We start from the raw sequence: 26,001 nt of genomic DNA on the forward strand, positions 1-26,001 counted from the left end.
TTGCGTGCTTGTGCACGCCGGACTCTGCGGCCCCTGATCCCCCCGATTGGGGCAATAATCCCGTTACCGGGAATTGCGCCTTTGGGCAACTCGTATTCCTAAATTCAAGAATTCCTCCGGGCACGAATGCACCGGCTCACACGTTAAGCTTAGCAGGTGCTGAGCAGCCATTGATGTTTCGCCCCAACCGCAATGCTTGCGTCCGCAGACTCCCGTCACGTCGAGATGTCCAGCGGCGGCTCTATGGTCGACAGAACGCGGACGTGCTCGACCATCATCGGATAGCTCCAGCCACCCGAAACCTTGATCCGGAAGGTGAAAAGCAGGAACGGATGCGCGCCGGCAGCGAACATGGCCGCGAAATCCCGCTCCAGCAGCTGACGATGCTCCTCGGCCGACAGCTCCCGGCCTTCCAGAAAGGCCTTCGGTGCCTCCATGTAGCGGTCAGCTACGGCGTCATCACGCGCGATCTCCCAAAGCGCCTTGTTCACACCATAGCGGCTCATGCCCGGCCTCCGTTGAGCTGGTCTTCGCTCCATTCGAGCAGGATCATCAGCGGCTGGTTCCGCGAAGCCACATAATCGTGGAAAGTCGGCGGCGCGCCGTCAGCGACCCCGAACGCGAAGATAAAGCCCAGGAACCCCGGCGTGTTGTTGCCTTGGGCGTACATTTCTTCCCAGGAGGAATGGGCCACCAGGTCGTCAACGTCATTGCGGAGGATCGCAGCATTGATCGTCCGGTCCCAGTCGCTCTCGGGCCGTTCGCTATGGCGCAACATATAGGGCCCCCCGACACCGTTGGTCATATGCCCGGTGCAGATCACCGCCACGCGCAGGTCTTCGTCCCAGTCCTCGACGATCTGGCGAACGAGTCCGCCGACCTTGCGATAACGGCGCGCTGGCGGCACCGGTGGCGCGAGAAAATTCAGAAAGATCGGTGCGACCGGCAGATCGGCCTGTGGCCTCATGAAGTTCAGTGGCACCGAAAAGGCATGGTCGACGATGAACTCGTCAGAATAGGCGAAATCCACCTCGTGCTCAAATCCCTGGGTCAGCAGGTGGCGTGCCAGTCGACCCGCGATCGGAGCGTCATAGGTGTCCAGTCGCCAGTCGCGCTGCTCGTATCCAGGGGGCCCCGCGATCCGCTCGGCCTTGCCGATCAGGAAGGGCGGCATGTTGTTGAAGAAGAACTGGCACAGGTGGTCGCTGCCGGCCATGACGATCACATCCGGCCGCGCATCCTCCAGCCCCAGGCGCATGCGGGCGATCCCGTCCAGCAGGCGCTGGGCGTCCGGCGAGGGGGGATTGGAGCCCTTGCTCAGACCCGGCAGGACCGGGTCGTGCGGAACGACCGATAGGTGAACGATCCTGGCCATGCGTCTGTCGTCTCCCGGTACATGCAGGCCGTCGTGTGTGCCTGCCGACCGTCATCGACGGCCTTTCCCTGAATAGGATGGCCCCGCCGGTGTCTGTCCAATCGGCAGTTGGGATAGCTGGTATCGATAAGTCCGACTTGTGACGTGAACCGCCAGAACCGCATTCTTGCGCCATGACCCATGTCCCGACACCATCCGCCCCGACTGATCAGACGGCGTATGCGGAACGGTATTCCAACGTCGCTATCGCCCTGCACTGGTCGATCGCGGCCCTGGTGCTCACCACCCTTCCGCTGGGCATGTTCGGGGCCGCAAACGACAACCCGGCAGGCCAGCTGGCCACCGATATTCACAAGCCGATCGGCATCCTGATCCTGGCCCTGACGCTGGTTCGGATCGGCTGGCGGCTGACGCACAGACCGCCGCCCTTGTCTGACGCCTGTGCAACCCACCTGAAGTGGATCGCGCGGGTCGCGCACGTGTTGTTCTACGTCCTGCTGCTGCTGTTGCCGCTCAGCGGCTGGTGGATGAGTTCTGCGGTTCCGATAGAACGCCACCCGATCAACTTCGCCGGCCTGGAAATTCCCTTCCTACCGGTGCCGCGCGGCTGGCCGTCAGCCGGGCCCGCACGGATGATGCACGGGAACATGGGCTGGCTGATGATCGGCCTGGTCGTGCTGCACGTCCTGGCGGCGCTCCGTCACCAGTTCATCGACAAGGACAACATCCTGGCTCGCATGACGCCACCCGCCGTCAGCGGCAAATTCAGCAATCTTCTCAAGACACCGAATAGAGATTCCTAGATGACCGATTCCATGACCGAGCGCACCGCCCAGGGGCGCGGGCCGCTGCAACAGAAATTCCCGCACGAGCCGGAGCGGATCCGCAAGGCCGCCGAACTGCTGGTGAACATGCGCCGGCGCGAGATCGAAATCCCCGGAGAGGTCGGCTTCCCCGAAGACACCCGGCCGCGCAATCGCGACGAAGCCCAGCTGATGAACGACATGGTCATCGATCTGCTCGGTTGGCCGGTGCTGGGCTGGAAATTCTATATCAACGCCACGATCCAGCAGGCCCCCCTGCGCACTCCGATCTATCATATCTGGGACAGTCCGGCCGCCCTGACCGAGAAGGATTCCCAGCACCGCTGGATCGAACCGGAACTGGCCTTTCGCGCCCTCAAGGACTTCCCGCCCCGCGACAAACCCTACACCTATCTCGAGGTTCTCGACGGCGGCTTCGAGGCCGTGCCCGTGTTCGAGGTCATCGGGCCACGCTTCCGTTTCGATTCCGCCGCCCATATGCGTCAGGTGGTCAACGGCTACCGCATCAACCCCCGCTTTGACGGCCTGGCAGACGGCAATGCCTCGGGCGGCTATGTGGTCGGCACGCCGGTCAAGGACTGGCAGGATCTCGACTGGCTGAAGATGCGCGTGACCATGACGGCGGGCGACCAGACCCTGGTCGATACGGTGGGCGGCCATCCCCTGGTCGACCCGTTCATCTCCATGTTCCCCCTGGTCAATCTGTTGCGCGAGCGCGACGGCATCAAGGCCGGAATGCTGATGGCCACCCACTCCTATTCCGGCTTCCTGCCGGTTCCGGCGGACGCGAAGGTCGTGTCGACCTTCAGCTATTTCGACCCGATCGAGGCTGTCTTTACCTCGGCGAAGTAGCGGGAGCGACCATGCCGTTCGGCCAGGTTCGAGACATTCAGATCTTCTACGAAGTCGTCGGCTCCGGCCCCCGCCTTCTGTTCATCAACGGCACCAACGCGGACCTGCGGCGCCAGCAGCCGTGGGTCGACAGCCTGAACGACCACTTCACCGTTCTGCGCTACGACCAGCGTGGACTCGGTCGGACGGAGAAGCCCGACAAACACTACAGCATGGCGGACTATGCCGACGACGCGGCGGCCCTCATGGACGTCGCCGGCTGGGATCAGGCCTTGGTCCTCGGCGTCTCTTTCGGCGGATCAGTGGCCCAGGAACTGGCGCGGCGGCACCCCGAACGGATCAGCCGCCTGGCGCTCGCCTGCTCCAATCCCGGTGGGTCCTATGCCTATCCCCTGCTCGCGCTGAGCCAGAAGGACCCCGACACAAGGGCCCGGACCATGCTGTCGCTCGACCTGCGACAGTCGGCGGAATGGCAGGCGGCGCACCCCGGCGTGACCGAGGCGCTGCTGGAACAGGGGCGGAAGCGCGGCGGATCGCCCGATCCGATTGCCCAAATGGGGGCCCGTCGCCAGCTCGAAGCCCGCGAAGAGCACGACTCGATCGGCTGGCTGGATCAGATCAAGGTACCGACTGGCCTGTTCGGCGGTCGCTACGACGGCCTGGGCACCATTGCCGCCCAGGAGGCTCTGGCGGCCGGCATCCCCGACGCGACTATGCAGCTGTTCGAGGGTGCCCACAGCTTCCTTGGGGAGGACAAGACCGCCATCCCGGCCATCGCGGCCTTCCTGAAGGCCGAGATCTCCACCTAGTCTCGCCCTGTCCCCGCGGGAACCCCTTCCCCGATCTGTTTCAGCCGCTGGACCAGCCAGGCGATGGCGGGGTCGTTTTTCCGGCGAGACGACCACTGGGCGATCTCACGGATCGGCGGCAGTGTGAACGGCATCTCGAACAGCGACAGAGGCAGGAACTCGGCCATCCGCAACGCCAGTCTGCGGTGCATGGTGGCGATCCGATTGGTGCCCACCAGAAGTCCGCCGACAGAGGTGAAGTCCGCCGCGATGACCTCGACCCGGCGTTCGATCGCTCGCGTCCCGGCCGCCGTCGCCTCATAGCTGGCGGTCTGGCGACCGAACCGCACCGAGACGTGGCCCAGCGTCTGGTACAGGTCCAGGGTCATCGGCCCGGCCAAGAAAGGGTTGTCGCGCCATCCCGCGATCACGAAATCCTCGGTGAATAAAACCGAGTGCGGATGGTCGGTCGAGATCACATTGTCGATGCCGATCAGAAGATCGGCGTGCCCTCGCTGAAGAGCGTCCACCGGCTGTTCGACGATCGGCACCAGCTCGAAGCGGATGCCCGGCGCCTCGACCGCGCAGGCCACGATGGCCGGCCGCATCAAGGTGTCGAACACATAGTCGGTCGCCATGATCGACAGTGTCCGATCCGACGTCGCCGCATCGAACGGCTCGGCCACGACGATAGTGGCGCGAATCTGTTCGAGCACCAGCCGAACCGGCTCGATGAGCTCTTCCGCCCGCGGGGTCAGGGTCATGGTCCGACCGGTCAGTACCAGCAGGTCGTCCCGGAAATATTCCCTCAGCCGGGCCAGGGCGCCGCTCGCCGCCGACTGGCTCATGTTCAGGCGATCGGCGGCCAGCGACACGCCGCGTTCCTGAAGGAAGGCGTCCAAGGCTATCAGCAGGTTGAGATCAAGTCGCTCGAAACGCATGGCCCCTCCGCTGCGATGTGAAACATCGGTCTACAGAGTCTGCCGCTCAAAGGCACCACCGCCCATGTCGCGAGAGTCGCCGTGATCACCGGCGATATGACCGTTGACCTCGCCTCCAGGTCCGTCCACGTTCACGACTATTCTGAAAACAGGAATATGCGTCGGATTGTGTTCTTCGCGGCAAGACGAATAGATTGAGCACATGACAGCAGTTGTAGCATCCAAAGACGTCGTTTCGCCCAAGCGTGCCAAAGGTCGGCCAGTGACCGGCGAAAACGATGTCGGCCGCGAACGCTTGATCACGGCGGCCCAGACCCTGTTGAAGACCCTGCCGCCTGCGCGCGTGACGATCTCTCGCATCGCTCAGGAAGCCGGCGTCGATCCTGCCTTGGTCCGATATTACTTCGGCGACCGGACGCGACTGCTCATGGCCGTGGCAGCGAAGGTAACGGCGCAGGGACCTCATGCCGGCGGACGGACCCTGGCTCCCCAAGCCGCCTTGATCGAGCACATCCGCAAGACCTTGGCCCTGGTCCGTTCAGCCCCCTTCATGCACCGGTTGATGATCGAGGAACTGACCGACGCCGGTACCGAGGACAGCCGGGCGCGGACACGGGGCATGAACGCCGATCTGGTCGAGTTCTACCGCGAACTGCTCGACGCCGACGCCGGTGAGACCCTGCGTGAGGTTAATCCCCTGTTCCTGCACCTGGTCATCCTTGGGGCCAGTGACTTCTTCGTATCGGCCGATCCGATCATCACCCCCCTGGTTCCAGCCGATACCGACAAGGAGGCCCTTGCTGCGGAGTTCAACACCTTCTTGGTCGACCTGCTCCTGAACGGCCTTAAGCCCCGCTAGCAAGCCGCCGACGTTCCCAAAAAGAATTGGATGGGGCCCGCACCGACAGGCGCGGCACCCTTGGGCGTTCGATCACCCTGCGAGTTTCGGCAAAATCAAAGGGCGGCACACTTGCGAATCATTCTCGAAATTCGATTGAGATATATCTTCGGATATGTTCTTCTAGGTCGTCTTTGATGCCGAGGTTTCCATGTCCGATCGCCACGCCGTCGTCCGCACCCGCCATGAACTGAAACGCCGTCGTCTGACCGTGATCGCGCGCGATCAACTGACGCCGCGCATGGTGCGGGTCACCTTCGCCGGTCCTGACCTGACCGATTTCGTCAGCCTGGGGCACGACGACCACGTCAAGATCTTCTTTCCGGGCGAAGGCCCTGCCGTCGAACCAACCCTGGGGCTGCGCGGCCCCGTCTATCCGGAAGGCGTCACCCCGCCGCCCATGCGCGATTTCACGCCCAGAAGCTTTGACCCCGTCACCGGCCTGCTGACCGTCGATTTCGCCCTGCACGAAACGGGACCCGCCACGACATGGGCCGAGACCGCCTCCCCCGGCCAGAGCCTGGCCATCGGCGGCCCGCGCGGATCGATGGTCGTTCCGGACGACTTCGACTGGTATCTTCTGGCCGGGGACGAAACCGCCCTGCCCGCCATCGCGCGCCGACTGGAGCAGCTTCGGCCGGATGCGGTCGTCCTGGTCGTCGTCACCGTGGTGGATGCCGACGACGAGATTTCTCTGCCGACCACGGCAAACACCTCCGTGCGCTGGGTCCATCGCCCCTCCCGACAGGCCGCCGACCCAAGCCCTCTGCTCGGTGCCCTTGCACAGACGGCGTTGCCCGAAGGCGAAGGCTATGCCTGGATCGCGGCCGAGAGCGGTGTCGCCAAGGCTGCCCGGGCTCACCTCGTCGAACGTGGTCAAAATCCCTCCTGGCTAAAGGCGGCGGGCTACTGGCGCGCAGGAGACGTGGCCGTCCACGACCACATCGACTAAGGGTCACCGAGAAACCGTTCTTGCGGAGCCACGCCTTGATTCACGAAATCGCCGAGATCGACGTCATCGAAGGCCACGAAAACGCCTTCGAGGCTGCGGTGGCCCTGGCCGCACCGCATTTCAAGGCGGCCCGTGGGTGCCGCAGCCTGGCGCTGAACCGCTCCGTGGAAAACCCGCAGCGTTATCGCCTTGTCGTCGGCTGGGACACGGTCGAGGATCACATGGTCCACTTCCGTGAGAGCGAGGCCTTCCAGATCTGGCGTGGGCTGGTCGGCCCACACTTCGCCGCCCCGCCGCGCGTCGAACACCTCACGACCGTCATCGACGGCTTCTGAGACCGCAGGATCTCGACCGCGCCTGCCCCGTCTCTAGCGGAATTCGGGCCTGCGTCCCTCGGTGACATGGACGTCCGGCAGGGGCCTGCCGTCCACCGTTGCAGGAGTCGCGTCCAGAAGAACGAACGCGATCCGCGCGACCTTGTCGGTCGTGTTGCGCCAGGCGTGGATGGTGCCGCGCTGGATGACGATCTCGCCCGCCTTGACCACGGTGATCGCCCCGTCGTCGAGGATCAGCTCGACCTCTCCGGTCAGGACGATGCCGTAGTCCAGGCTGCTGGTCCGGTGCATCGGCGAGCACCCGCCGGGCATCATGTCGATGATGCGCAGGACCGACCCGCCGGGCAGGGTCAGCCCACCCGCGCGTTCGCGCCCATGCTCGGCCGAGTCCATGTCGATGGGCGCACCCGAGGTGGTCCAGACCACAGCGGCGCTGGAAACCTTGCTGGGGTTCATCCGCATCGCCAAAGCCGTGTCCTCGGCGACCACGGCACGTCCTTGCGTGTCATGGCCGGTGATGACACAGCGCACGGAGGCGGCCGGCGTTTCGGTCTGCATGGATTCAACTCCTTTGAAGGGTTCGGTCAGAGGGTCAGCTGCCGTCCGTGATCACGGTCCCGCCGTCGACGATCAGCACCTGGCCGTTGACGAATCCTCCGGCAGGCGCGGCCAGAAAGACGCAGGCCCCGGCGATCTCCTCGGGTTGGCCCATGCGACGCAGCGGCGTCATCTGCATCCGCCGGGCCATGACCGCCTCGTCGGCCTTGAACACGTCGGCCAGACCGGTCTCGATCAGGCCGGGCGCGATGGCGTTGGTCCGCACGCCACGAGGCCCCCACTGCACCGCCAGATTGCGGGCCAGCTGCATGACGCCCGCCTTGGCCATGGCATAGGCCTCGATCTTCGCATTGCCGCGAACACCAGAGATGCTGGCCATCAGGATCACCGACGCCCCCGGTCGGCCCTCCATGACCGGCAGGGCGTGTTTGGTCAGCAGGACCATGGACCGCAGGTTGATGTGGATCACTCGGTGGAAGGCCGTCATGTCCACGGGCGATGCCGAGGGTCCGCCCGTCACGCCGGCGTTGGACACCAGGATGTCGATGCCGCCGAACATTTCCGTCGTCTTCGCGACCAGGGCGGCGACGGCAGCGTCGTCACCGACGTCGCAAGGGATACCCGTCGCTCCGAGTGCGCTCGCTGCCGCAGCGGTGTCTTCAGCATCCTCGCTCGACACGACGACCGTAGCGCCATGGGCGATCATCGCCTCGGCAATTGCGTAACCCAGCCCCCGGGTGGAGCCCGTGACCACCGCAATCTTTCCCGACAGGTCGAACAGGTTCGTCATCGTTCCATCCTCAAATCCCTTAGCTATTGCCGGCGGTTATTCCCGATTTACGGAATACAGACGCGACCGACAAGCCAAGAACGAATCCAACGAGAGATATTGCACTCGTCCCTCTTATTCTTTATATTAGGAATAATGACCGCCAAGTGCCATTTCCAAGGGAGACGTCGAACCTAAATCTCTTCGCACCGATGTCCAGGCAACCTGCCTCGCTACCTCACGACGCAATACTGTCGGCGTTCAAGCTACCCTTTGCGGTCCATTACGCGCGACTCTGACCTGCACCGCCCCTTATCAGTGCGGCCTGCCGCGTCTGGAGTTCAACCGCCCCCAACCTCCCAAACATCGAGAGTCTTGCATTTCCTGTTATCAGGAATTATGACCTCGCGAAGCACTCAACCGGATATTCGATCATGACCGCTCAAGTGACAGATCTGCACTACGTCGCACACGCCGTACCCGACCTCGCCTCTGAGCGTAAGTTCTATGGCGAGACCTGGGGTCTGGTCGAGGTCGGCGACGCGGACGGCAAGGTCTATTTCGCCGCCGAAGGCTCGGCCCATCCCTACGTCATCCGCCTGCGCGAGGACGCCGAGCAGAAGACCGACCTCATCGGCTTTTCGGCTGACACCCGGTCCGACGTCGACACCGTCTTCGCCCAGGCCCTGGCGGCCGGGGCCAAGCCGATCCGCGAGCCCGGCACGGCCGACGGTCCGGTCGGCGGCTATTCGGCCCGGTTCTTCGACCCGGACGGAAGGGCGATCGAGGTCATCACCGACACCGCAAAGCGCGTGCCGCGAGAACTGGCCACCGGTGAGGCGATTCCCGTCGGCCTCAGCCACATCGTCCTGCACTCGCCCGACATGGCCGGCCTGCTCAAGTTCTACGAGGACGCGCTCGGCTTCCGCGTGTCCGACTGGGTCGGCAAGTTCATGGTGTTCCTGCGGTGCAACCCGGCCCATCACCGCTTGGCCATCATGGGCGGGCCACCCTCGCTAAACCACGTCGCGTTCGACGTGTCGTCGGTCGATGAAATGATGCGCGGTCTGTCGCGCCTGACCAAGGAAGGCGTGACCCTCAGCTGGGGCCCAGGTCGTCACACGGCGGGCAATAACACCTTCACCTACTACATCACGCCTAACGGCAATGCGGTTGAATACACCTCGGATCTTGAACAGATCGACGAGGCGACCTGGACCCCGACCACCTATCCCATGAGCGGCGACATCGTCGACCAGTGGGGCACGGGACGGATCATCCCAGGCAACGTTCCCCATGTGACCAAGGATGCGGACAAGGGTCTGTGGCAGATCCCGGCTTGAACCGGGACGCGCGGGGGAAATCACCATGGTAGACAAGGTACTGGTCGTCGGTGGCGGCATCGGCGGAATGTCGGCCGCGCTGGCCATGTCGCAGCGGGGCGTGAGCGTCACCCTGATCGACAATGATCCCAACTGGCGCGTCTATGGCGCGGGCATCACCATCACCGGGATGTCCCTGCGCGCTTTCGACGAGCTGGGCGTTCTGGACGAGATCCGGAGACGCGGCTTCGTCCACACTGGGATGCGGCCGATGCGGTTCGACGGCGAGCGGATTCCGGGCCCTCCGCCGGCACCGGAAGGCGCGCCGCCGATCATGTGCGGCGGGGGCATTATGCGGCCTGTGCTGCACGACATCCTGTCGACCCGCGTACGGGCGGCGGGGATTGAGGTTCGACTCGGTGTCACCGTCGATACGTTTGAACAGGATGACGACGGCGTAGACGTCGTCTTCACCGACGGGGTTGAAGAGCGTTACGACCTGGTCGTCGGGGCCGACGGTATCTTCTCCAAGATGCGCGGCATGATCTTCCCCGACGCGCCCACGCCACAGTTCACCGATCAGGGCTGTTGGCGGATCGTCGCCGATCGCCCGCCCGAGGTCGAGCGCGCCGAGATCTATTTCGGCGGCCCGCTGAAGGTGGGAATGTCGCCGATCTCTCAGGATCAGATGTATGTTTTCCTGCTGGAGCACGTGCCCGGCAATCCATGGTTTGCCCCCGAAACCCACGTCCAGCATCTTCGCGATCTGCTGGCCCCGTTCGGAGGCAACCTGACGGCGGTGCGAGAGAACCTGGGTGAGCATTCCCAGATCGTCTATCGCCCGCTTGAGTGGCTGCTGGTGCCCGATCCCTGGTACAAGGGACGCGTTGTTCTGATCGGCGACGCGGCCCATGCAACGACGCCGCACATGGCCTCAGGCGCAGGCGTCGCGGTCGAGGACGGCCTGGTGCTGGCTCAGGAACTGGACAGGACCGACGACGTCGCCATGGCCCTGCGGGCCTTCATGGATCGCCGGTTCGAGCGCGCCAAACTGGTGGTCGAGACCTCGGTACAGCAGGGCCGCAATGAGATAGCCGGCACCGAGCGGCAGCAGCAGACCAACATCCTCGCAGTGGCCACCAAAACTCTGGCCGCCGCCTTCTGACACGGCGGGGTCGCCGTGGCGCGACCCCGACCGCATCCCTGGACAGGACTCGAACATGAGCTTGCTTGACCCGCGCATCGCGGCCCCGCGTACATTGGAAGAGCTGAAGGCCGATGTCGTTCGTCGCGTCGAGACCAACGGCTATCCCGGCCGGGGCATTCGCCTAGCCGATGCGAAGGCCGCGACCGCCGCCCTGGCCTCGCTGAAGCCCGACGACTGGGCCAAGGTCTGGACCGACGCCGGCGACCGCGTCGTTGCCGAAGCCGAAGCAGCGACTGCACCCGACGAACGGCGCGAACTCTACAAGACCGCGTTTTCAACCTACACCATGGGGCGCTTCCCGACGCCCACGACACCGGGCAAGAAGACCGCCTACGGCAAGGCCCTGTCGGCCTATATGCGCTACGCCGAGTTGTTGCCGCAAAAGCTCGAGGTGGTCCGCATCCCGTTCGAGGGCTCGGAGATCATCGGCTATTTCCGTAAGCCGGACGGCACCGGCCCTTTCCCCTTGATGGTCCAGTGTGGCGGTTTGGACTTCTGGAAGGAACAGGTGGCCGACGAAGCCCTGAACTACATTCCGCATGGCATCTGCGTTTTCGGCGTCGATATGCCCGGCACCGGCCAGGCCCCGATCAAGGGTGATGTGGGCTCCGAGCGGATGTTCACCGCCATTTTCGACTGGGCAGAGACCCGCCCCGACATCGACGCCACCCGGATGTTCATGCGCGGTGTCAGCTGGGGCGGTCACTGGGCCACCCGCGTCGCCATCACCGAGAAGAATCGCCTGCTGGGTGCCATCAACCACGGCGGCGCCGTCCACCACTTCTTCCAGCCCGAATGGCAGCTCAAGGCTCTGGGCACCCGCGAATACATGCTCGACCTGTTCGGAGCCCGCGCCAACGTCTTCGGTGTGAAGACGCTGGACGAGTTCCTGGAGTACGGCCCGCGAATGTCGTTGCTGATCGATGACCAGATTGACAAGCCGTGCGCCCCGATGCTGGTCTTGAACGGGGCCAAGGACAGCCAGGTCCCGATCGCCGACCAACTGCTGCTGCTCCAGCGCGGCGACGCCAAGGAGGCCTGGATCAACCCCAAGGGAGTCCACATGGGCTTCGGCGCCGGCTATGGCCCCGAACGCACCATCAAGGAAATCATCCTCCCCTGGCTGCTCAAAAAGCTGGCCCAGCATGAAGCAACCAGGGTCGAGGGCGGCAAGACGCCAGCAGCCGCATGATCACGCTGACCGTAACGCTGCGCACGGGCGAAGTGCGAAAGATCGAAACCAAATCCGGCGTCTCCGTCATGGAGGCGATCCGGGACGGCGACGTTGACGAGATCATGGCGGTCTGCGGCGGCTGCTGCAGCTGCGCGACATGCCATGTCTACGTCTCCGATCGGGACTGGAACCGGCTGTCGCCCGCAAGCGAGGGCGAACAGGACCTCCTGGAGTTCAGCGAACACCCGACCGCGCGGTCGCGGCTATCGTGCCAGATCAAGCTTTCGGATGCCCTGGATGGCCTGTCTGTGACAATCGCGCCCGAAGACTGACCGCCCTCAGCCTTGCGCCACGTATTTTGTAACGAGATAGGCCTTCAGCCCTCGTGACCGCGCTCGGAGCTGCGGCCGCTTTCCTTGCCTCAGCCGAACGGGGTTCCGGTCCGGTCAGGATCGTGAAATTGATCCCGATCATGCCAACCGGTAAGGCATCGGCTCTGTTGGCCGGAACACTTCTGTGCCGTCAGCCCTCTTCGCGGCGTTGCAGCCGATGATAGCCCTCTTGCTTGCGGGCCTCGTCCAGACGCATGCCCGAGGCGATCAGGTCACGGATACGGCCCTCGGCCACCTCAATGGCCTCGGCGATCTCCAGCACCTCGTCCTCGCGCGCCTTGGGGATGACCACGACGCCGTCAGAATCGCCGCGCACCAGATCGCCGGGATGCACGCGGGCGTCGCCGATGTTGACGACCTGGCCCACGGCCTCCAGCGAGACGCGGTCCTTGCCGGTGCGCATCGAATAGCTGCGGCTGTACATCGGATAGCCGAGATCCAGCGCCAGATGAGTGTCGCGACAGGCACCGTCGATCACCGTGCCGCCCAGCTTCCGCGCATGACCGCAGGCCGTCATGATGTCTCCCCAGACGGTCGCGTCCGGGCGTCCGCCGTTGTCGATCATGACGATATGGCCTTCCGGCACATCGTCGATGAAGTCGCCGACCGTGCCGCCCGGGCCCGTGGGTGCATAGGTGACGGTGAAGGCGCGCCCGGCCAGCCGAAACCTGTGGTCCAGCGGCTTGATGCCCAGGCACTGACCGGGGATGCCCAGCTTGTCCAGCGCGTCCGACAGGGTGGCGGTGTCGATGTGGCCGACCCGTTCAACATTGGCGTCGGCCATGCTCAGTTCTCCAGAAGGTGTTCGTAGTTGCCGCCCATGACCTGGCTGACGGGCTCACCTGACATGACGGCCTTGGTCATGGCGGCTTCCTTGACGGCGATGTTCTCGGCGGCGGCCAGGACCTTGAGGATCAGATCGGCGGGAACGAAGGCGGCTCCGCTCGAGTCGGCCACGACATAATCGCCGTTCGCGACCGTCGCCTCGCCGACCGTGATCGTTCCGCCGGTCTCGGCCTCGTGGATGCGGCCGCGCGCCGTGCGGGCCGTGCCGCCGCGGGCATAGACGGGGAAATCGATGTCGGCCGCCTCGTCGATGTCGCGCGCGAAGCCCTCGACGATGACGCCCAAGATCGCCCGACCCTTGGCGGCGTTGGACAGGATCCCGCCCCAGCCGGCGCATTCGATGCCCGTCTTTTGCTCGACCACGATCACCGCCCCGGCGTCCGAGGTATCAATGGCGGTGGTGCACAGATGGCGCGACGGCGCGCATTCTGGCGGCTTGCCGGCGGCGAGCCGGACGGTCGTCACCCGGCCCGAAATGCGCCGACGCACCGACAAGGCCTTCAGGCCCGTGACCGAGGGCGTGGCGCCGACCTGGTCGAGCGCATCGGAGACGGCGCAGGCGTCGAGCCGGGCCAGACGGATCAGGATGTCGTCGCTCATGCTTCAGTCTTCTTGTCCCAGGCCAGCCAGCCGTTGGCCGTGCCGGTGCCAGCTGCCGAGCGGTAGCAGGGCACATAGGCGATCAGGTCGCCGGAGAGATCGGTCTCGAACAGACAGCCCGCCGCCGCGATCCAGTTCTTCAGCTCTGACGTTCCGGCTTGGAAATACTCCTCGCCGATCGCGCAAAGGGTCTCGGCGTCGTGGGCCTGGATAGCGTCGACGACCATGGCGTCGAAGGCCTCGTCGATGACGAAATGGCTCATGCCGCCCGAGCCGAACACGGCGACGCGGGCATCGCTGTCCCAAGCGCGGATCGCGCGCCCGACCGATTGACCGAACTCGAAGCAACGCCGCGCCGTCGGCTGGTTCGGCGGGAAGAAGGTATTGGCGAACAGGGGCACATTGGCGACCGGCTTGTCGCGCATGATCTGGCGATAGATGAAGCCGAAGGCGTGGCCGATGCCGCTGTGCCAATTGTCGGGGGTCTCCAGCAGCTTGGAGGCCCGGGCGACGTCGAAGCCGTCGCCGACGGCTTGGCGGATGATGCGGTTGGCCAGTTCCGGGTGACCCGGATATTCGGTGTACTGCGGCGGCTTGTGCCCCCATTCCGAGGCGTGGATTCCGGGCGGGGACTTGGCGGCCTGTTCCGGCGTCGCCGGCGCGTTCCAGATCGTCTCGCCGTTGAACACGGTCAGGGCCGGGATCAGGTTGTCGAGGAAGACCTCGTGCTGGTCATTGCCGAAGATGACCGCGACATCGACGCGGGCCTCCTCGAAGATGTCGGCCAGCCTGTCGATGCCTTCGCGACACAGCGCCAGACGACGGGTGCGCTCTGCCAGGGTCGCCTTGGCCCCCAGGTCCTCGTCCTTGCGCAGTTCGACGAGCGCGGGGAAGTCGTAGGTCGAACCCCGGAACGGGTGGTCCTTCTTGGCCTTGTCGGCGGGCAGGCGCAGCAGCCACTCTTCGGGGGTAGTCGACAGCGTCGGACCATGGGTGGTCCAGGCGCCCAGAACGATCTCGGCCATCGGGAACTCTCCTAGACGTCCAGCTTGAACACGCGGCGGGCGTTGTCCTCGAAGATCTTCTTCTTGTCGGCGTCGCTCAGGAAGTCGAACTTGGCGATCGTCGGCGCGATGTGATCCATCGTGTGTTCGTGACCGGGCTCAAGCTTCTTGGAGCCGACGCCGGGGCATTCCGAGCCGAACAGGCACTGGTCCACGCCGACCGTCTCGATCAGCAGCCGCAGCGCGCCCTCGGTGTACAGAACGGTGTCGTAGTAGAGCTTGCGCATCCCTTCCGAGAACTTCTTCGTCGAGCCAGGATTGATCGAGCCGGCTTCGAAGCGGCCCAGCTGGTAGGGAATGGCCCCACCGCCGTGGCTGACCACGATCTTCAGGTCAGGGAAGTCCGTCAGCACATCCGAGTTCACCAGATTGAAGACGGCGATCGTCTCTTCATTGATGAAATGCAGGCTGTAGGGCGACCGGTCGGCGCGCGATCCGGTCGGGTGGATATGCGCGGGAATGTCCATCTCGCACAGCTTCTCGTACAGCGGATACCAGTAGCGGTCACCCAGGCCCGGGTGATCCGTCCGGGTGTTCTCGTACGGGTCGGGGTTCAGCATCATCCCCTTGAACCCCAGCTCGTTGATGCAGCGGTCCATCTCCTTGAAGGTGTTCTCGATTGGCTCGCCCGCCACCTGAGGCAGGCCGCCGACTCCGATGAACCGGTTCGGGATCAGCGTCGTATTGCGGTGGATGATGTTGTTGCACTCTTCCACGAACCAGTGGACCACGCGGCCTGGTTCGACGGACGACATCATCTGGAACGGACGCGGCGAGATCAGCTGCATGTCGGTGCCATGCTTGTCGAGCATGTCCAGGTGACCGCAGGGGGCCATCTCGACCTTGTTGGCGGCGGCGCGGATCTGGTCGTCCGAGACCCGGACGCCGCCGCGACCGTGCGATCCGCGATGGGACAGGATGTTGGCCTTGTAGGCCCAGAGTTCGGGAGGCGCGCTGACGTGGCCGTGGCAGTCGATGATCACGTCCACTCTCCCGGGCTGGCCTACGCCAATTTTGCACTCACCGATGCGCAGTTGCGCAGACGTCTGTATATCCACCGCCTTGCTCTACTTGCAAGGGCATACTCCTCACGAAAAGAGAAACAGGTCCCTTTTTGCCTGGCGAATCAGCAGACGTCTCCTCATATAGACGAGAACACGGCACAGCAAGGATGTGACGATGCCCGTTCAGTCCATGGAATGCCACGACACTGGGACCTTGCCGCAATCCGAAGCATCGAGGACGTGCTGGACCACGGCTTGATGACCGCTGCGGCCTTGCCTGCTGGTCCGGTCTATCTGACCCTGCCGCGCGAGGTTCTTTCAGCACCATCGGAACCTCATGTCGTCGAGGCCAAGCCACTGGCACCGACCACCCGCGCCGCCCACGACCCGGATGCGATACGGCGGCTGGCCGCGCTGATCGATGCCGCCGAATGCCCCCTCCTTGTGACCTCCGCATCCGGGCGTGATCCCACGACCGTGCAGCCTTTGGGCGATCTCTGCAGCCGGTTCGGCATCGGCATCCTGGAAGCCAAGTCGCGCTACGTCTGCGCGGCCGCCGATGATCCCTATCACCTCGGCCAGTCGGTCCATCCCTATCTGGGCGAGGCAGATCTCTTGATCTGCCTGGAGACAGACGTGCCTGGCTCCCGGAAACGCGAGAGCTTCCGCCGGACACCCGCATCGTGCACGTCGGGGTGGATTCGCTGTTCGTGGACTACCCGCTGCGCTCCTTCCGGGGCGATCTGTTCGTCACCAGAGCTGCGGGGCAGTTGTTCGGACCGCTGGGCGAGGCCCTGGCCGCAATCGCTGACGAAGGTCGAAGGGTTACCCGCACCAGACGGATTGCCGCCTTGCCGACGCCCGCCACGAGCGTCGTCGCAAACGCCTGGCACCACTGCTTGACCAGCCGCGTATGACCAAGGACTGGCTCAACCACTGCCTGAACGAAGCGCTCCCCGACGACGCCGTCGTCGTCGACGACTACTGGGTGGATCGCGAAATCTTCGACGCGAGAACGGCGGGCAGCTTCTACATGCACTCCCCGGCGGCGGGTCTGGGCTGGGGCATGCCGGCGGCGATCGGCGCAGCGCTCGCGGCACCCGATCGGCCGATGGTCTGCCCCCTGGGGGACGGGGCCTATCTGTTCGGGAATCCGGCATCGTGCCATCAGGCGATCGCCATGCACGACACGCCGCTTCTGACGATCCTCTGCAACAACGCCCGCTGGGGCGCGGTCCAGACCTCGACCATCGGCGTCTTCCCTGAAGGTCACGCGGCCCGGGGCCCCAAGCCCGCCCCGCTCAGCGACCTGCGCCCTGTCCCCGACTTCGAGAAGTATGTCGAAGCCTCGGGCGGATATGGCGAACGGATCGAGGATCGCGCCGCCGTGCCTGACGCCATCCGCCGCGCCATCCGCATGGTGCGCGAGGACGGTCGACAGGTCCTCCTGAAAATCATCTGCGAGTGACCACGGCGGTACACATGGGCCTGGAGGCGCCCCGACGCCACATCGCCGTTCTGGCGCTCTCGCTGGGTACAGGCATGCTGGTCGTGGACAACGCCATCGCGACAGTCGCCCTGCCGACCATCGCGCGGTCGCTTCAGATTTCGTCGGCCGCCGCCGTTGTGGTCGTGACGGTCTACCAGGTCGTTATGCTGATGAGCCTGCTGCCCTTCTCGGCCCTCGGCGACCGGGTCGGCCATCGTCGCCTCTATCAGACCGGCCAGGTGGTCTTTCTGATCGCCAGCCTGGGCAGCGCCATGGCCACGAGCCTGCCAATGCTGCTGGCCACACGGTGCCTGCAGGCCCTGGGGGTCGCGGCTGCGCTCAGCGTCAGTTCCGCCCTGCTGCGTGCCACCTACCCGGCTGACAGGCTTGGGCGGGGGATCGCGCTGAACGGTTTGATCGTGGCCATAGCCTCTGCCACCGCGCCCACCCTCGGCGGGCTGATCTTGAGCTACGCATCTTGGCGGTGGGTGTTCGCGGCGGCGGTGCCGTTTGCGATCCTGTCCTTGCTCCTCGGTCAGATCTTGCCGAACCCCAAGGCCCACAGCACCCGTTTCGACTTCGTCGGCGCAGCCCTGTGCGCGGCGGTGTTCGGCCTGCTGATGACGGGACTCAGTCTGCTGCTTCGCGGCAATCTGCCGGTGGGCGCAGGTCTGATCGCGATCGGCATTCCATTGGCCATCGTGGTCGTGCGGCGCGAGTTGGGTTCCTCACGACCGATCCTGCCCGTGGATCTCCTGGCCCGCGCTACCTTCGCCCTGCCGGCTGGAGCCCTGCTGTTCGCTTTCTGCGGCACACTGTCATTCATGGTCGCCCTGCCGTTCCGCCTGCACGCAGCGGGAATGTCGACCGGCACGATCGGTGTGTTGCTGGCAGTTTGGCCGGTAGCAATGATGATGGCCGCCCCGGTCGCCGGTTTCCTGGCCGACAGAGCCCCCAAAGGACTGCCCGGCGTGATCGGCATGGTCATGGCCGCCACCGGGTTGATCATCGCCGGGTTTCTTCCGGGCGACAGCGGCTTTGGCCTGTTGGCAATACCCATGGCCCTGATCGGTGCGGGGGTCGGCATCTTCATGTCACCGACATCGCACCTGATCGTCGGCGCGGCCCCACGCGACCGGGCCGCCTCTGCTGGGGCGCTGGTATCCTCCACGCGGTTCGTGGGCCAGGCTCTGGGCGCCGCGGTGGCCTCGGCCTTTCTGGCCACACGCTTCGGAGCGGGGTCGGCCCCGGCTTTCTTTTCGGCAGGGCTGGCGCTGTGCTCGGCCGGCTTTTCGCTGTTCAACCTTCTGCGCGGCGGCGGTCAGCGTCGCATTCAGCCCACCGAAGTGATCGATGTCGAAACCTGATCCGATAGGGGCACCATCCCCTATTCGACAGGTCGCGCCGGTCAGTGTACTGATCACCCCGATTCGACGAGCCCATGTGGGGCGGTTTCGAAAGATCGGGGCCACGCCTTGCCTGCACGTTCCGCGACAAGCGCGCCCGACCCCAACAGCGTCGATGCGCTCTACAAACGCCCCGGCTTCCTGCTGCGCCGAGCCCATCAGATCAGCGTATCGTTGTTCATGGAAGAAAGCGCCGAGTTCAACGTCACCACGACCCAGTACGGCGTCCTCGTCATTCTGCGTGCATGTGAAAACCTGGATCAGATTGGCCTGTCAAAGAAGGTTGGGCTGGATCGCTCCACGACCGGCCTGGTGGTGAAGCGTCTGGAAAGCGAAGGCCTGGTCGTTCGGGTCGAGGATCGGGCCGACCGCCGTCGCAAGGTCATCGTCCTGACCGGCAAAGGGGAGCGCAAGCTGGAGAACCTGCGCGACGCCGCCCGGGTGGCACGCGAACGCGCCCTTTCAGCCTTCTCCCCGGAAGAAGGGGCCGAGTTCCTGCGTCTGCTCGAGACCTTCGTCGGCACCTTCAACGAGGTGACACGCGCCCCGATCGTGCTTGACGACGATTGAGCCGCGTCAGCGCGCCCGGCCGGTGAACGGCGTGCCCGGGACAATGTGGGTCGGGGCGTCCTTGGCGAACCCGTACAGATCCAGCGTGCGCTCGCCGCGACGGATGGCGTCGATCTTGGCGATCTCGTCGGCCTCGCGTCGCTGCGCTGCCAGAACGATCTCGTCGACAAGGTCGATCGGCAGCGCAACTACCCCATCCCGGTCGCCGACGATCAGATCGCCCGGCTGGATCAGCACATCGCCCATCAGGACCGCTTCCTGAAGCCAGGCCGTCGCGTCGTAGTCCTTGCCTGTGCCCCGGATGCAGACCCCGTTGGAAAAGACCGGGAAATCCATGCTGGCGAGACCGGCGGTATCACGGACACCCCCGTCGATCACCAGCCCTCCGAGGCCCTGCGCCATCGCCGCCTCGTTCAGGATGTCCCCCCAATAGCCGGCCTCCACGCCGCCGCTGACATGGACCACCAGAATGTCGCCTGGGCGAGCCAGGTAAAGGGCGTGGTGGATCTGCAGATTCGACAGCGCGGGGCAGTGAACGGTGAAGGCGGGCCCGGCCAGCGTCATGGATTGATCAACCGGCTTGATCGCGGCGGGCAGAGCCCCGATCCGACCAGCCGCCTCGTGCAGGGTAGCGGTACCCAGGCGACGGGCTTCGGTTAGAAAATCGGAGGACAAGGTTGGCGTCATCGTTATCTCGGGTTGATAGCAGGATGACCGCCGACTTCAACGGCGCCCGGGGTTCTGGCAGATATCATCAGACGTAATACCTTCTAAGATTCAAATCGACCAGAGGCGTTGTGACGGTAGCCGAAAGCGCCTCGCCGTTCATGAAAAAGGGCCTTTATATTGACGGCATTGCTTCATTTTTTCCCCGATAGGGAATGATTGGGGCATTGAGGTTCCGTCAATTTCAAAAAGGGTATTTGAACAGACGTCTTTCCATTGGTAAGGAACGAGAACCGGTACTGACCAACGACACCGGACAGACGGGGCCAAGGAGGCGACGTGAAGATCGCGATTATCGGGGGCGGGATAGCCGGGCTGGCTCTGGCCATCGGCTTGCATCGCAGGGGCGTTGAAAGCCGTGTTTACGAGGCTGCGCCGCAGCTTCGCGAAATCGGGGTGGGCATCACCCTGCTGCCTCACGCCATGCGCGAGATCGCCGAGCTGGGCCTGCTCGACGCCATCCGGGCCGTCGGAATCGAGACGCAGAACAGCGAGTTCTACAATCGCTTCGGCCAGAAACTTTACGGCGAACCGCGCGGCGTTGCCGCCGGCTATGCCCTGCCCGAGGTGGCGATCAATCGCGGGAAACTCCATACGATTCTGTATGCAGAGGCACTCGCCCGCCTGGGACCCGACGGCATCGTCACCGATCACAGCCTCGCTGACATGGCTCAGGACGAGACGGGGGTCACCCTTCAGTTTTGTCAGACTTCCAGTGGCCAGGCCCTGCCAGAGGTTCGCGCCAACATCGCCATCGGCTGCGACGGGGTGAACTCCGCGACGCGCAAGATCTTCTATCCCGACGACAAGGTCGTCTTCACCGGCATCAACACCTGGCGCGGCGTGACGCGGCGCAAGCCGATCCTGGACGGCAGCACCTATTTCCGGGTCGGGTCGCTGCGGACCGGCAAGATGGTCATCTATCCGATCTCGAACTTCGACGATGGCTCGGGCGACCAGCTGATCAACTGGGTGGCCGAGATCGAGCGGTCGTCCTCGACGATGAACGACTGGAACAAGGGCGGCCGCCTGGACGACTTCCTGCCGACATTCAAAGATTGGCGGTTCGACTGGCTGGACGTTGGTGCACTTATCAAGGGGGCCGACCCGATCCTGGAATATCCGATGGTGGACAAGGATCCCCTGTCGCAGTGGACTTTCGGGCGCGTGACCCTGGCCGGCGACGCGGCACACCCGATGTATCCGCGCGGCTCGAACGGCTCGGCGCAAGGCCTGATCGATGCGCGCACCCTGGCCGATCTGCTGGCCTCCGGGGGCGATCCGCAAGCGGCGCTGAAGGCCTATGAGACCGCCCGCCTCGCACCAACCGCAAAGATCGTTCAGACCAACCGGACGTCGCCGCCGGACATCATCAATCTGCGGGTTGAGGAGCTGACCGGCGACCGCCCGTTCGTGCATTTGGACGACCACATCACCCAGGACGAACTTCGGGCGCTGTCGGACAACTACAAGCGCATCGCCGGGTTCTCCGTCGAGGCGGCCGCCGCGAAGTAGATGGAAGGAAACCCGTCATGGACGCTGCAACCAACGAGATGCTGACCCGTGTCGGCCCCGGCACCCGCATGGGCGAGATGCTGCGCCGCCACTGGACGCCGATCGCCGGCGTCACCGATTTCGACGACAAAACCCGCATCAAGGCTATCCGCCTGATGGGGGAAGATCTGGTTCTCTACAAAGATCTGTCCGACCAGTATGGCTTGGTCCAGCGCGCCTGTGCCCACCGCCGCGCCGACCTGTCCTACGGCTTTGTCGAGGCGTGCGGCCTGCGCTGCAACTATCACGGCTGGGCCTATAACGAGACCGGCCAGTGCGTTGAGATGCCTTATGAGGATACTGTCGCCGCCCGCGCCAAATACAAGGACAAGGTCCGCATCACCGCTTATCCGGTGAAGGAACTGGGAGGGCTGCTGTGGACCTATATGGGTCCCCTGCCCGCGCCGGAGCTTCCGAACTGGGAGCCGTTCAACTGGACCAACGGCTTCACCCAGATCATCATTTCCGAGATCCCCTGCAACTGGCTGCAGTGCCAGGAGAACTCGATCGATCCGGTCCATTTCGAGTGGATGCACACCAACTGGTCGCGTCGCCAGACCGACCTGATGGCCGAACTTGGGCCCAAACATCTCCAGGTCGCCTTCGACGAGTTCGACTACGGCCTGATCTACCGTCGCCAGCGCGAAGATCTGCCCGAGGACCACACGATGTGGACGGTAGGCCGCGTGTGTTTGCTGCCCAACTGCTTCTTTCTGGGCGACCATTTTGAGTGGCGCGTCCCGATCGACGACGAGAACACGCTCAGCATCGCGTGGGTGTTTGTACGCGTCCCCACCGACGCCGAACCCTATGTGCAGGACAGTATCCCGACCTGGCACGGCCCGATCAAGGATGCCAAGACTGGCCGCTGGATCAGCACCCATGTGATGAACCAGGACTTCGTGGCCTGGGTCGGACAGGGCGTTGTGGCCGATCGGACCAAGGAAAAATTGGGCCTTAGCGACCGCGGCATCCAGATGCTGCGTAAACAGTTGATGGCCGACATGGATGCGGTCGAACGGGGTGAAGATCCAAAGGGCGTGATCCGCGATCCCGAGATCGCCGCCTTCGTCGAACTGCCGATCGCCGAGCGCGAACTGCTGGTAGAGGGCATCCCGCTGGACGAGTTCCGCACCCACCCCCTGATGGGGCGTCATCTGGAACGCTTTCTGTTCCAGGCGGGTCAGCCGCCCGAGGTCTGGAACGCCTACTGCAAGGCTATGGGGATCGAAGGCACGGCCGCCATCGACGATCGCCTCGTGATAAGAATCTGAGGTCCAGGGTCTCGGTCATGTCGCACGCCGTCCTCAGCAACGAACAGTCCAGCCAGCTCCAGGCGCTTTATGATGAGATGCGCCCCGCCAGCCTGACGCCGCTTTGGGAGGTGCTGGCCTCGCTGGTGACGCCCGAGCCCGCATCGGCCGTCGTCGCCCACAAATGGCGCTTCGACGACGCCCGCGACTATCTGATGCGCGCGGGCGACCTGATCAGCGCGGCCCAGGCTGAACGTCGCGTCCTGATCCTGGAGAATCCCGGCCTGCCCGGCGCCTCGCGCATCACCAACAGCCTGTATGCCGGCCTTCAGCTGATCCTGCCGGGCGAGGTCGCGCCCTGCCATCGCCACACCCAGTGCGCGCTTCGTTTCGTCATGGAGGGCGACGGCGCCTTCACCGCGGTTGATGGCGAGAAGGCTGTCATGCGCCCGTTCGACCTGGTGCTGACGCCGGGCGGCCAGTGGCACGACCACGGCAATCCGACCGACAAGCCCATGATCTGGCTGGACGGGCTGGACATCCCGACCGTCAGCCATTTCGACGCCAGCTTCTCGGAAAAGCTCGGCGCCGACGCCCACCCCGAGACTGTGCCTGCGGGCGACACCTCCAGCCGTTACGGCCAGAATCTGCGCCCCATGCGCGGCAGCGTCGCCGACCGTCGCCCGGCGCATCAGCCGCTGTTCCACTATCCTTACGCCGAATGGCGTGCCGCTCTCGACCGGCTGGCCACCTCCGCCGAGCCCGATCCGCACCTGGGTCATGCGCTGGAGTTCCTGAACCCGGCCGACGGCGGCTCCATCATGCCGACCATCTCGGCCCACGTCCGGCTGCTGCCGAAAGGGTTCGCGACCAAGGGTCGCCGTTCGACCGACGCCAGCATCTACGTGGTGGTGGAAGGGTTGGGCCAGGCCTGGCTGAATGACGCCCCCATGACCCTGGCCCCGCGTGACGTGCTGGTCGTCCCGTCCTGGACGACACTGCGGTTCGAGGCAAAAGACACCCTGGTTCTGTTCGGTTATTCAGACCGGGCCTGCCAGGAAAAACTGAACCTATTCAAGGAAGAAAACGCGTGACCTTGACCTTCTCGCCGATGGCGCCCATCCTCGCCCCCACGACCAAGGGCGAAAGCTTTCCCGTCCGCCGCCTGTTCTGCATCGGTCGCAACTATGCCGCCCACGCCCGCGAGATGGGCCGCGATCCCGACCGGGAGCCGCCCTTCTTCTTCACCAGCTGGGCCGAGACAATCGTGCCGGACGGCAGCGTCATCGCCTATCCTCAGTCGACGACCGACTATCATTACGAGATCGAGCTCGTCATCGCCATCGGCGCCTCGGGCCGCAACGTCCCGGTCGAGGATGCGCCCGGACTCATCTATGGCTATGCCGTCGGTCTGGACATGACCCGTCGTGACCTTCAGCTCCAGGCCCGCGAGACGGGGCGTCCCTGGGATGCGGGCAAGAACGTCGAACAGTCCAAGCCGCTTGGCCCCATCTACCCGGCGTCAGAGTTGGACCCTTCGAAAGGCGCCATCACACTGGACGTGAACGGGACGCGGAAGCAGACCGGCGACCTGGCCGAGCTGATCTGGTCGGTGCCAGAGATCGTCGCCCATGTCTCGGCCTTCTACCGGCTGGAGCCGGGCGATCTGATCTTCACGGGCACCCCCGCCGGCGTCGGTCCGGTGGTTCAGGGCGACACCCTCGTCGGGGCGATCGACGGCCTCGGCAAACTGACCGTCACCGTCGGCCCCCCCGCGCACTGAGCCCGCACCCCATGATCCTGCACGGCTATTTCCGCTCGTCCGCCGCCTGGCGGGTGCGTATTGCGCTCCAGCTCAAGGGGCTGACGGTCGAGCACCGCTATCAGCACCTGCGAAAGGGCGAACAGCTGTCGCCGGAATATCTGGCCATCAATCCGCAAGGCCTGCTGCCCAGCCTGATCCTGGACGACGGCGCGGTCCTGACCCAGTCGCTGGCCATCTGCGAATACCTGGACGAACAGTACCCCGAACCGTCGCTGCGGCCTTCCGACCCGGTGGCGCGCGCCCGGGTTCGCGCCTTCGCCCAGGTCATCGCCTGCGACATCCACCCGGTCCAGAACCTGCGGGTGCTCAAGGCCCTTCAGGCGCGCGGCCAGACGCAGGACGACGCCAACGTCTGGGCCCGGGACGTGATCGACGGCGGTTTCGACGCGCTGGAGACGCTGGTAACCGGCCAGACCGGCCCCTTCGCCTTCGGCGACACCCCGACCTTGGCCGACATCTGCCTGGTGCCCCAGATGGCCAATGCCCGGCGCTTCGGCGTCGATCTGCGCTGGCCTCGCCTGTCCGCCATCGAGGCGGCCTGCCTGGCCCTGCCCGCCTTCGCCGACACTCATCCGGACCTGCAGCCGGACGCGGAATAGGACCCCGTCATGAAGGTCGTCATCGTCGGCGCCGGCCACGCGGGTGGGTCGGCCGCGTCCCTGCTGAAGGCCACCGCCTTTGAGGGCGAAATCCTTCGCCGTCCACACCGCCTTCCACAGCCGCTTAAACCAGGATCGCCACCTCACCAGTAGAGACACGTCCAAAACACAACGCTCGGCCGCCCTGGCTGTGTCGGAGAGGCTCGCTGGATAAGACCCGCCTGCCCTGCCCGAACTCCCCTCATCTTAGACAAGTTGCCGTTGGACTGACAGCACCGCCGCACCATTTCGGCATTGAGGATGGCGCAGGTTCCCGGCCCCGACAGCCGCTCGCCCAGCCCCGCATCCTCATCGGCCAGCATCGCCCGCAACGCACCCAGCGACCCCGCGTCGATATCCCGCTCGCGCCAGCCCGCCAACTCGGCCAGGGCTCCGAACATCAGCACCCGCGCCATCAGCCGCCCGTCATCGACATCGGCCGCGATACCGCCGGCGCCGCCCCCCGACGCCCGATCTCGAAATCGTGGCCCCTGGGCTTGCGTGAGATGGCCTCGCGGATCGCAGCCTGGAGCGGAGCGTCGTCGCCGGGATGGTCGCGCAGCACGGCCCGAAGGTCGGCGTGGTCGTCCTGGCCCAGACAGACGAACAGGGTCCCGGTGCAGGTCACCCGCACCCGGT

The 26,001-nt window shown here is 64.8% G+C and carries 30 protein-coding genes and 1 pseudogene; 19 read left to right on the top strand and 12 right to left on the bottom strand.

The features are described from left to right. Positions 1 to 215: 215 nt before the first annotated feature. Together JHC99_RS03600 and JHC99_RS03605 are read right to left on the bottom strand one after the other, a co-directional pair. Positions 216 to 506 carry a hypothetical protein gene (locus JHC99_RS03600; protein WP_292152092.1) on the bottom strand — a complete coding sequence of 97 codons (291 nt, stop codon included), beginning with the start codon at positions 504 to 506 and terminating at the stop codon, positions 216 to 218. Then, positions 503 to 1,375, bottom strand: coding sequence for a hypothetical protein (locus JHC99_RS03605; RefSeq protein ID WP_292152093.1), 873 nt, complete (start codon positions 1,373 to 1,375; stop codon positions 503 to 505). The genes JHC99_RS03600 and JHC99_RS03605 overlap by 4 nt, the downstream gene beginning before the upstream one ends. A gap of 173 nt (positions 1,376 to 1,548) precedes the next feature. Here JHC99_RS03605 and JHC99_RS03610 point away from each other — a divergent pair, with 173 nt between their 5' ends. From JHC99_RS03610 to JHC99_RS03620, 3 genes are read left to right on the top strand one after another with little or no spacing between them, the layout of a single operon-like run. Next, complete coding sequence (locus tag JHC99_RS03610) at positions 1,549 to 2,178, top strand: cytochrome b (protein WP_292152094.1); 630 nt, start codon at positions 1,549 to 1,551, stop codon at positions 2,176 to 2,178. Beyond that, a complete protein-coding gene (locus JHC99_RS03615; protein WP_292152095.1) occupies positions 2,179 to 3,051 on the top strand; it encodes a hypothetical protein in 873 nt (290 codons plus the stop codon). A gap of 11 nt (positions 3,052 to 3,062) precedes the next feature. Continuing rightward, positions 3,063 to 3,860 (top strand): alpha/beta hydrolase, encoded by a 798-nt coding sequence (locus tag JHC99_RS03620; RefSeq protein WP_292152096.1) that lies wholly within the window; start codon positions 3,063 to 3,065, stop codon positions 3,858 to 3,860. Here the strand turns inward: JHC99_RS03620 and JHC99_RS03625 are convergent. Then, positions 3,857 to 4,780 (bottom strand): LysR family transcriptional regulator, encoded by a 924-nt coding sequence (locus JHC99_RS03625; RefSeq protein ID WP_292152097.1) that lies wholly within the window; start codon positions 4,778 to 4,780, stop codon positions 3,857 to 3,859. The genes JHC99_RS03620 and JHC99_RS03625 overlap by 4 nt on opposite strands. A gap of 262 nt (positions 4,781 to 5,042) precedes the next feature. Between JHC99_RS03625 and JHC99_RS03630 the strand changes: the two genes are divergently transcribed. The 3 genes from JHC99_RS03630 (at position 5,043) to JHC99_RS03640 (ending at position 6,965) form a co-directional block, all read left to right on the top strand. Further along, positions 5,043 to 5,639 carry a TetR/AcrR family transcriptional regulator gene (locus JHC99_RS03630; RefSeq protein ID WP_292152098.1) on the top strand — a complete coding sequence of 199 codons (597 nt, stop codon included), beginning with the start codon at positions 5,043 to 5,045 and terminating at the stop codon, positions 5,637 to 5,639. Between the two features lie 190 nt (positions 5,640 to 5,829). Continuing rightward, positions 5,830 to 6,630, top strand: coding sequence for a siderophore-interacting protein (locus JHC99_RS03635; RefSeq protein WP_292152099.1), 801 nt, complete (start codon positions 5,830 to 5,832; stop codon positions 6,628 to 6,630). A 35-nt stretch (positions 6,631 to 6,665) separates the two neighbouring features. Continuing rightward, on the top strand, positions 6,666 to 6,965 hold the full coding sequence (locus tag JHC99_RS03640; protein WP_292152100.1) for an antibiotic biosynthesis monooxygenase: 300 nt from the start codon (positions 6,666 to 6,668) through the stop codon (positions 6,963 to 6,965). Positions 6,966 to 6,998: 33 nt separating this feature from the next. Here JHC99_RS03640 and JHC99_RS03645 read toward each other — a convergent pair whose 3' ends face one another. Together JHC99_RS03645 and JHC99_RS03650 are read right to left on the bottom strand one after the other, a co-directional pair. Beyond that, complete coding sequence (locus JHC99_RS03645) at positions 6,999 to 7,523, bottom strand: cupin domain-containing protein (protein ID WP_292152101.1); 525 nt, start codon at positions 7,521 to 7,523, stop codon at positions 6,999 to 7,001. A 34-nt stretch (positions 7,524 to 7,557) separates the two neighbouring features. Continuing rightward, positions 7,558 to 8,313: an SDR family NAD(P)-dependent oxidoreductase gene (locus JHC99_RS03650; RefSeq protein ID WP_292152102.1), complete on the bottom strand. Its 756-nt coding sequence runs from the start codon at positions 8,311 to 8,313 to the stop codon at positions 7,558 to 7,560. A 413-nt stretch (positions 8,314 to 8,726) separates the two neighbouring features. On the opposite strand from JHC99_RS03650, the gene JHC99_RS03655 reads away from it, so the two are divergent. Genes JHC99_RS03655 through JHC99_RS03670 form a run of 4 tightly spaced genes read left to right on the top strand, consistent with a single transcriptional unit; the run spans position 8,727 to position 12,327 of the window. Continuing rightward, a complete protein-coding gene (locus JHC99_RS03655; RefSeq protein ID WP_292152103.1) occupies positions 8,727 to 9,635 on the top strand; it encodes a VOC family protein in 909 nt (302 codons plus the stop codon). Between the two features lie 25 nt (positions 9,636 to 9,660). Beyond that, positions 9,661 to 10,779: an FAD-dependent oxidoreductase gene (locus tag JHC99_RS03660; RefSeq protein WP_292152104.1), complete on the top strand. Its 1,119-nt coding sequence runs from the start codon at positions 9,661 to 9,663 to the stop codon at positions 10,777 to 10,779. Positions 10,780 to 10,834: 55 nt separating this feature from the next. After that, positions 10,835 to 12,013 carry an alpha/beta hydrolase gene (locus JHC99_RS03665; protein WP_292152105.1) on the top strand — a complete coding sequence of 393 codons (1,179 nt, stop codon included), beginning with the start codon at positions 10,835 to 10,837 and terminating at the stop codon, positions 12,011 to 12,013. Continuing rightward, the gene (locus JHC99_RS03670) at positions 12,010 to 12,327 is read left to right on the top strand and encodes a 2Fe-2S iron-sulfur cluster-binding protein (RefSeq protein ID WP_292152106.1); all 318 of its coding nucleotides are present in this window, start codon (positions 12,010 to 12,012) and stop codon (positions 12,325 to 12,327) included. The genes JHC99_RS03665 and JHC99_RS03670 overlap by 4 nt, the downstream gene beginning before the upstream one ends. 190 nt (positions 12,328 to 12,517) lie before the next feature. On the opposite strand, the gene JHC99_RS03675 is transcribed toward JHC99_RS03670, so the two are convergent. The 4 genes from JHC99_RS03675 to JHC99_RS03690 are packed head-to-tail and all read right to left on the bottom strand — an operon-like array spanning position 12,518 to position 15,880. After that, positions 12,518 to 13,171, bottom strand: a complete 654-nt coding sequence (locus tag JHC99_RS03675) for an RraA family protein (RefSeq protein ID WP_292152107.1) — start codon at positions 13,169 to 13,171, stop codon at positions 12,518 to 12,520. A gap of 2 nt (positions 13,172 to 13,173) precedes the next feature. Continuing rightward, entirely contained in the window at positions 13,174 to 13,833 is a 660-nt protein-coding gene (locus JHC99_RS03680) for a hypothetical protein (protein WP_292152108.1), read from the bottom strand. Then, complete coding sequence (locus tag JHC99_RS03685) at positions 13,830 to 14,858, bottom strand: hypothetical protein (RefSeq protein WP_292152109.1); 1,029 nt, start codon at positions 14,856 to 14,858, stop codon at positions 13,830 to 13,832. The genes JHC99_RS03680 and JHC99_RS03685 overlap by 4 nt, the downstream gene beginning before the upstream one ends. 11 nt (positions 14,859 to 14,869) lie before the next feature. Then, positions 14,870 to 15,880, bottom strand: coding sequence for an amidohydrolase family protein (locus JHC99_RS03690; protein ID WP_292152110.1), 1,011 nt, complete (start codon positions 15,878 to 15,880; stop codon positions 14,870 to 14,872). On the opposite strand from JHC99_RS03690, the gene JHC99_RS03695 reads away from it, so the two are divergent. From JHC99_RS03695 to JHC99_RS03710, 4 genes are all read left to right on the top strand, one after another. Further along, positions 15,857 to 16,804, top strand: a complete 948-nt coding sequence (locus JHC99_RS03695; protein ID WP_292152111.1) for a hypothetical protein — start codon at positions 15,857 to 15,859, stop codon at positions 16,802 to 16,804. The genes JHC99_RS03690 and JHC99_RS03695 overlap by 24 nt on opposite strands. A 10-nt stretch (positions 16,805 to 16,814) precedes the next feature. Next, a complete protein-coding gene (locus JHC99_RS03700; RefSeq protein ID WP_292152112.1) occupies positions 16,815 to 17,369 on the top strand; it encodes a thiamine pyrophosphate-dependent enzyme in 555 nt (184 codons plus the stop codon). Further along, positions 17,366 to 18,757 (top strand): MFS transporter, encoded by a 1,392-nt coding sequence (locus JHC99_RS03705; protein ID WP_292152113.1) that lies wholly within the window; start codon positions 17,366 to 17,368, stop codon positions 18,755 to 18,757. Before JHC99_RS03700 ends, JHC99_RS03705 begins: the two co-directional genes overlap by 4 nt. 108 nt (positions 18,758 to 18,865) lie before the next feature. Further along, positions 18,866 to 19,366, top strand: coding sequence for a MarR family transcriptional regulator (locus tag JHC99_RS03710; protein ID WP_292152114.1), 501 nt, complete (start codon positions 18,866 to 18,868; stop codon positions 19,364 to 19,366). Between the two features lie 6 nt (positions 19,367 to 19,372). Here the strand turns inward: JHC99_RS03710 and JHC99_RS03715 are convergent, their stop codons facing one another. Beyond that, positions 19,373 to 20,041 carry an RraA family protein gene (locus JHC99_RS03715; protein ID WP_292152115.1) on the bottom strand — a complete coding sequence of 223 codons (669 nt, stop codon included), beginning with the start codon at positions 20,039 to 20,041 and terminating at the stop codon, positions 19,373 to 19,375. A 330-nt stretch (positions 20,042 to 20,371) separates the two neighbouring features. Between JHC99_RS03715 and JHC99_RS03720 the strand changes: the two genes are divergently transcribed. From JHC99_RS03720 to maiA, 5 genes are read left to right on the top strand one after another with little or no spacing between them, the layout of a single operon-like run. Continuing rightward, positions 20,372 to 21,607, top strand: coding sequence for a flavin-dependent oxidoreductase (locus JHC99_RS03720; protein WP_292152116.1), 1,236 nt, complete (start codon positions 20,372 to 20,374; stop codon positions 21,605 to 21,607). A 17-nt stretch (positions 21,608 to 21,624) separates the two neighbouring features. Then, complete coding sequence (locus JHC99_RS03725; RefSeq protein WP_292152117.1) at positions 21,625 to 22,920, top strand: aromatic ring-hydroxylating dioxygenase subunit alpha; 1,296 nt, start codon at positions 21,625 to 21,627, stop codon at positions 22,918 to 22,920. A gap of 17 nt (positions 22,921 to 22,937) precedes the next feature. After that, the gene (gene gtdA / locus JHC99_RS03730) at positions 22,938 to 23,993 is read left to right on the top strand and encodes a gentisate 1,2-dioxygenase (RefSeq protein WP_292152118.1); all 1,056 of its coding nucleotides are present in this window, start codon (positions 22,938 to 22,940) and stop codon (positions 23,991 to 23,993) included. After that, positions 23,990 to 24,682, top strand: coding sequence for a fumarylacetoacetate hydrolase family protein (locus tag JHC99_RS03735; protein WP_292152119.1), 693 nt, complete (start codon positions 23,990 to 23,992; stop codon positions 24,680 to 24,682). Before gtdA ends, JHC99_RS03735 begins: the two co-directional genes overlap by 4 nt. Positions 24,683 to 24,693: 11 nt before the next feature. After that, positions 24,694 to 25,323, top strand: a complete 630-nt coding sequence (gene maiA / locus JHC99_RS03740) for a maleylacetoacetate isomerase (protein ID WP_292152120.1) — start codon at positions 24,694 to 24,696, stop codon at positions 25,321 to 25,323. Positions 25,324 to 25,466: 143 nt separating this feature from the next. Here maiA and JHC99_RS18735 read toward each other — a convergent pair whose 3' ends face one another. Together JHC99_RS18735 and JHC99_RS03750 are read right to left on the bottom strand one after the other, a co-directional pair. Continuing rightward, positions 25,467 to 25,778, bottom strand: coding sequence for a hypothetical protein (locus JHC99_RS18735; RefSeq protein WP_366927705.1), 312 nt, complete (start codon positions 25,776 to 25,778; stop codon positions 25,467 to 25,469). After that, positions 25,778 to 26,001 (bottom strand): annotated as a pseudogene (locus tag JHC99_RS03750) (GTP 3',8-cyclase MoaA); the annotation flags it as partial. The gene JHC99_RS18735 and the pseudogene JHC99_RS03750, both read right to left, overlap by 1 nt.

The sequence above is a fragment of the Brevundimonas sp. genome (assembly GCF_016463485.1).
Taxonomy (GTDB): Bacteria; Pseudomonadota; Alphaproteobacteria; order Caulobacterales; family Caulobacteraceae; genus Brevundimonas.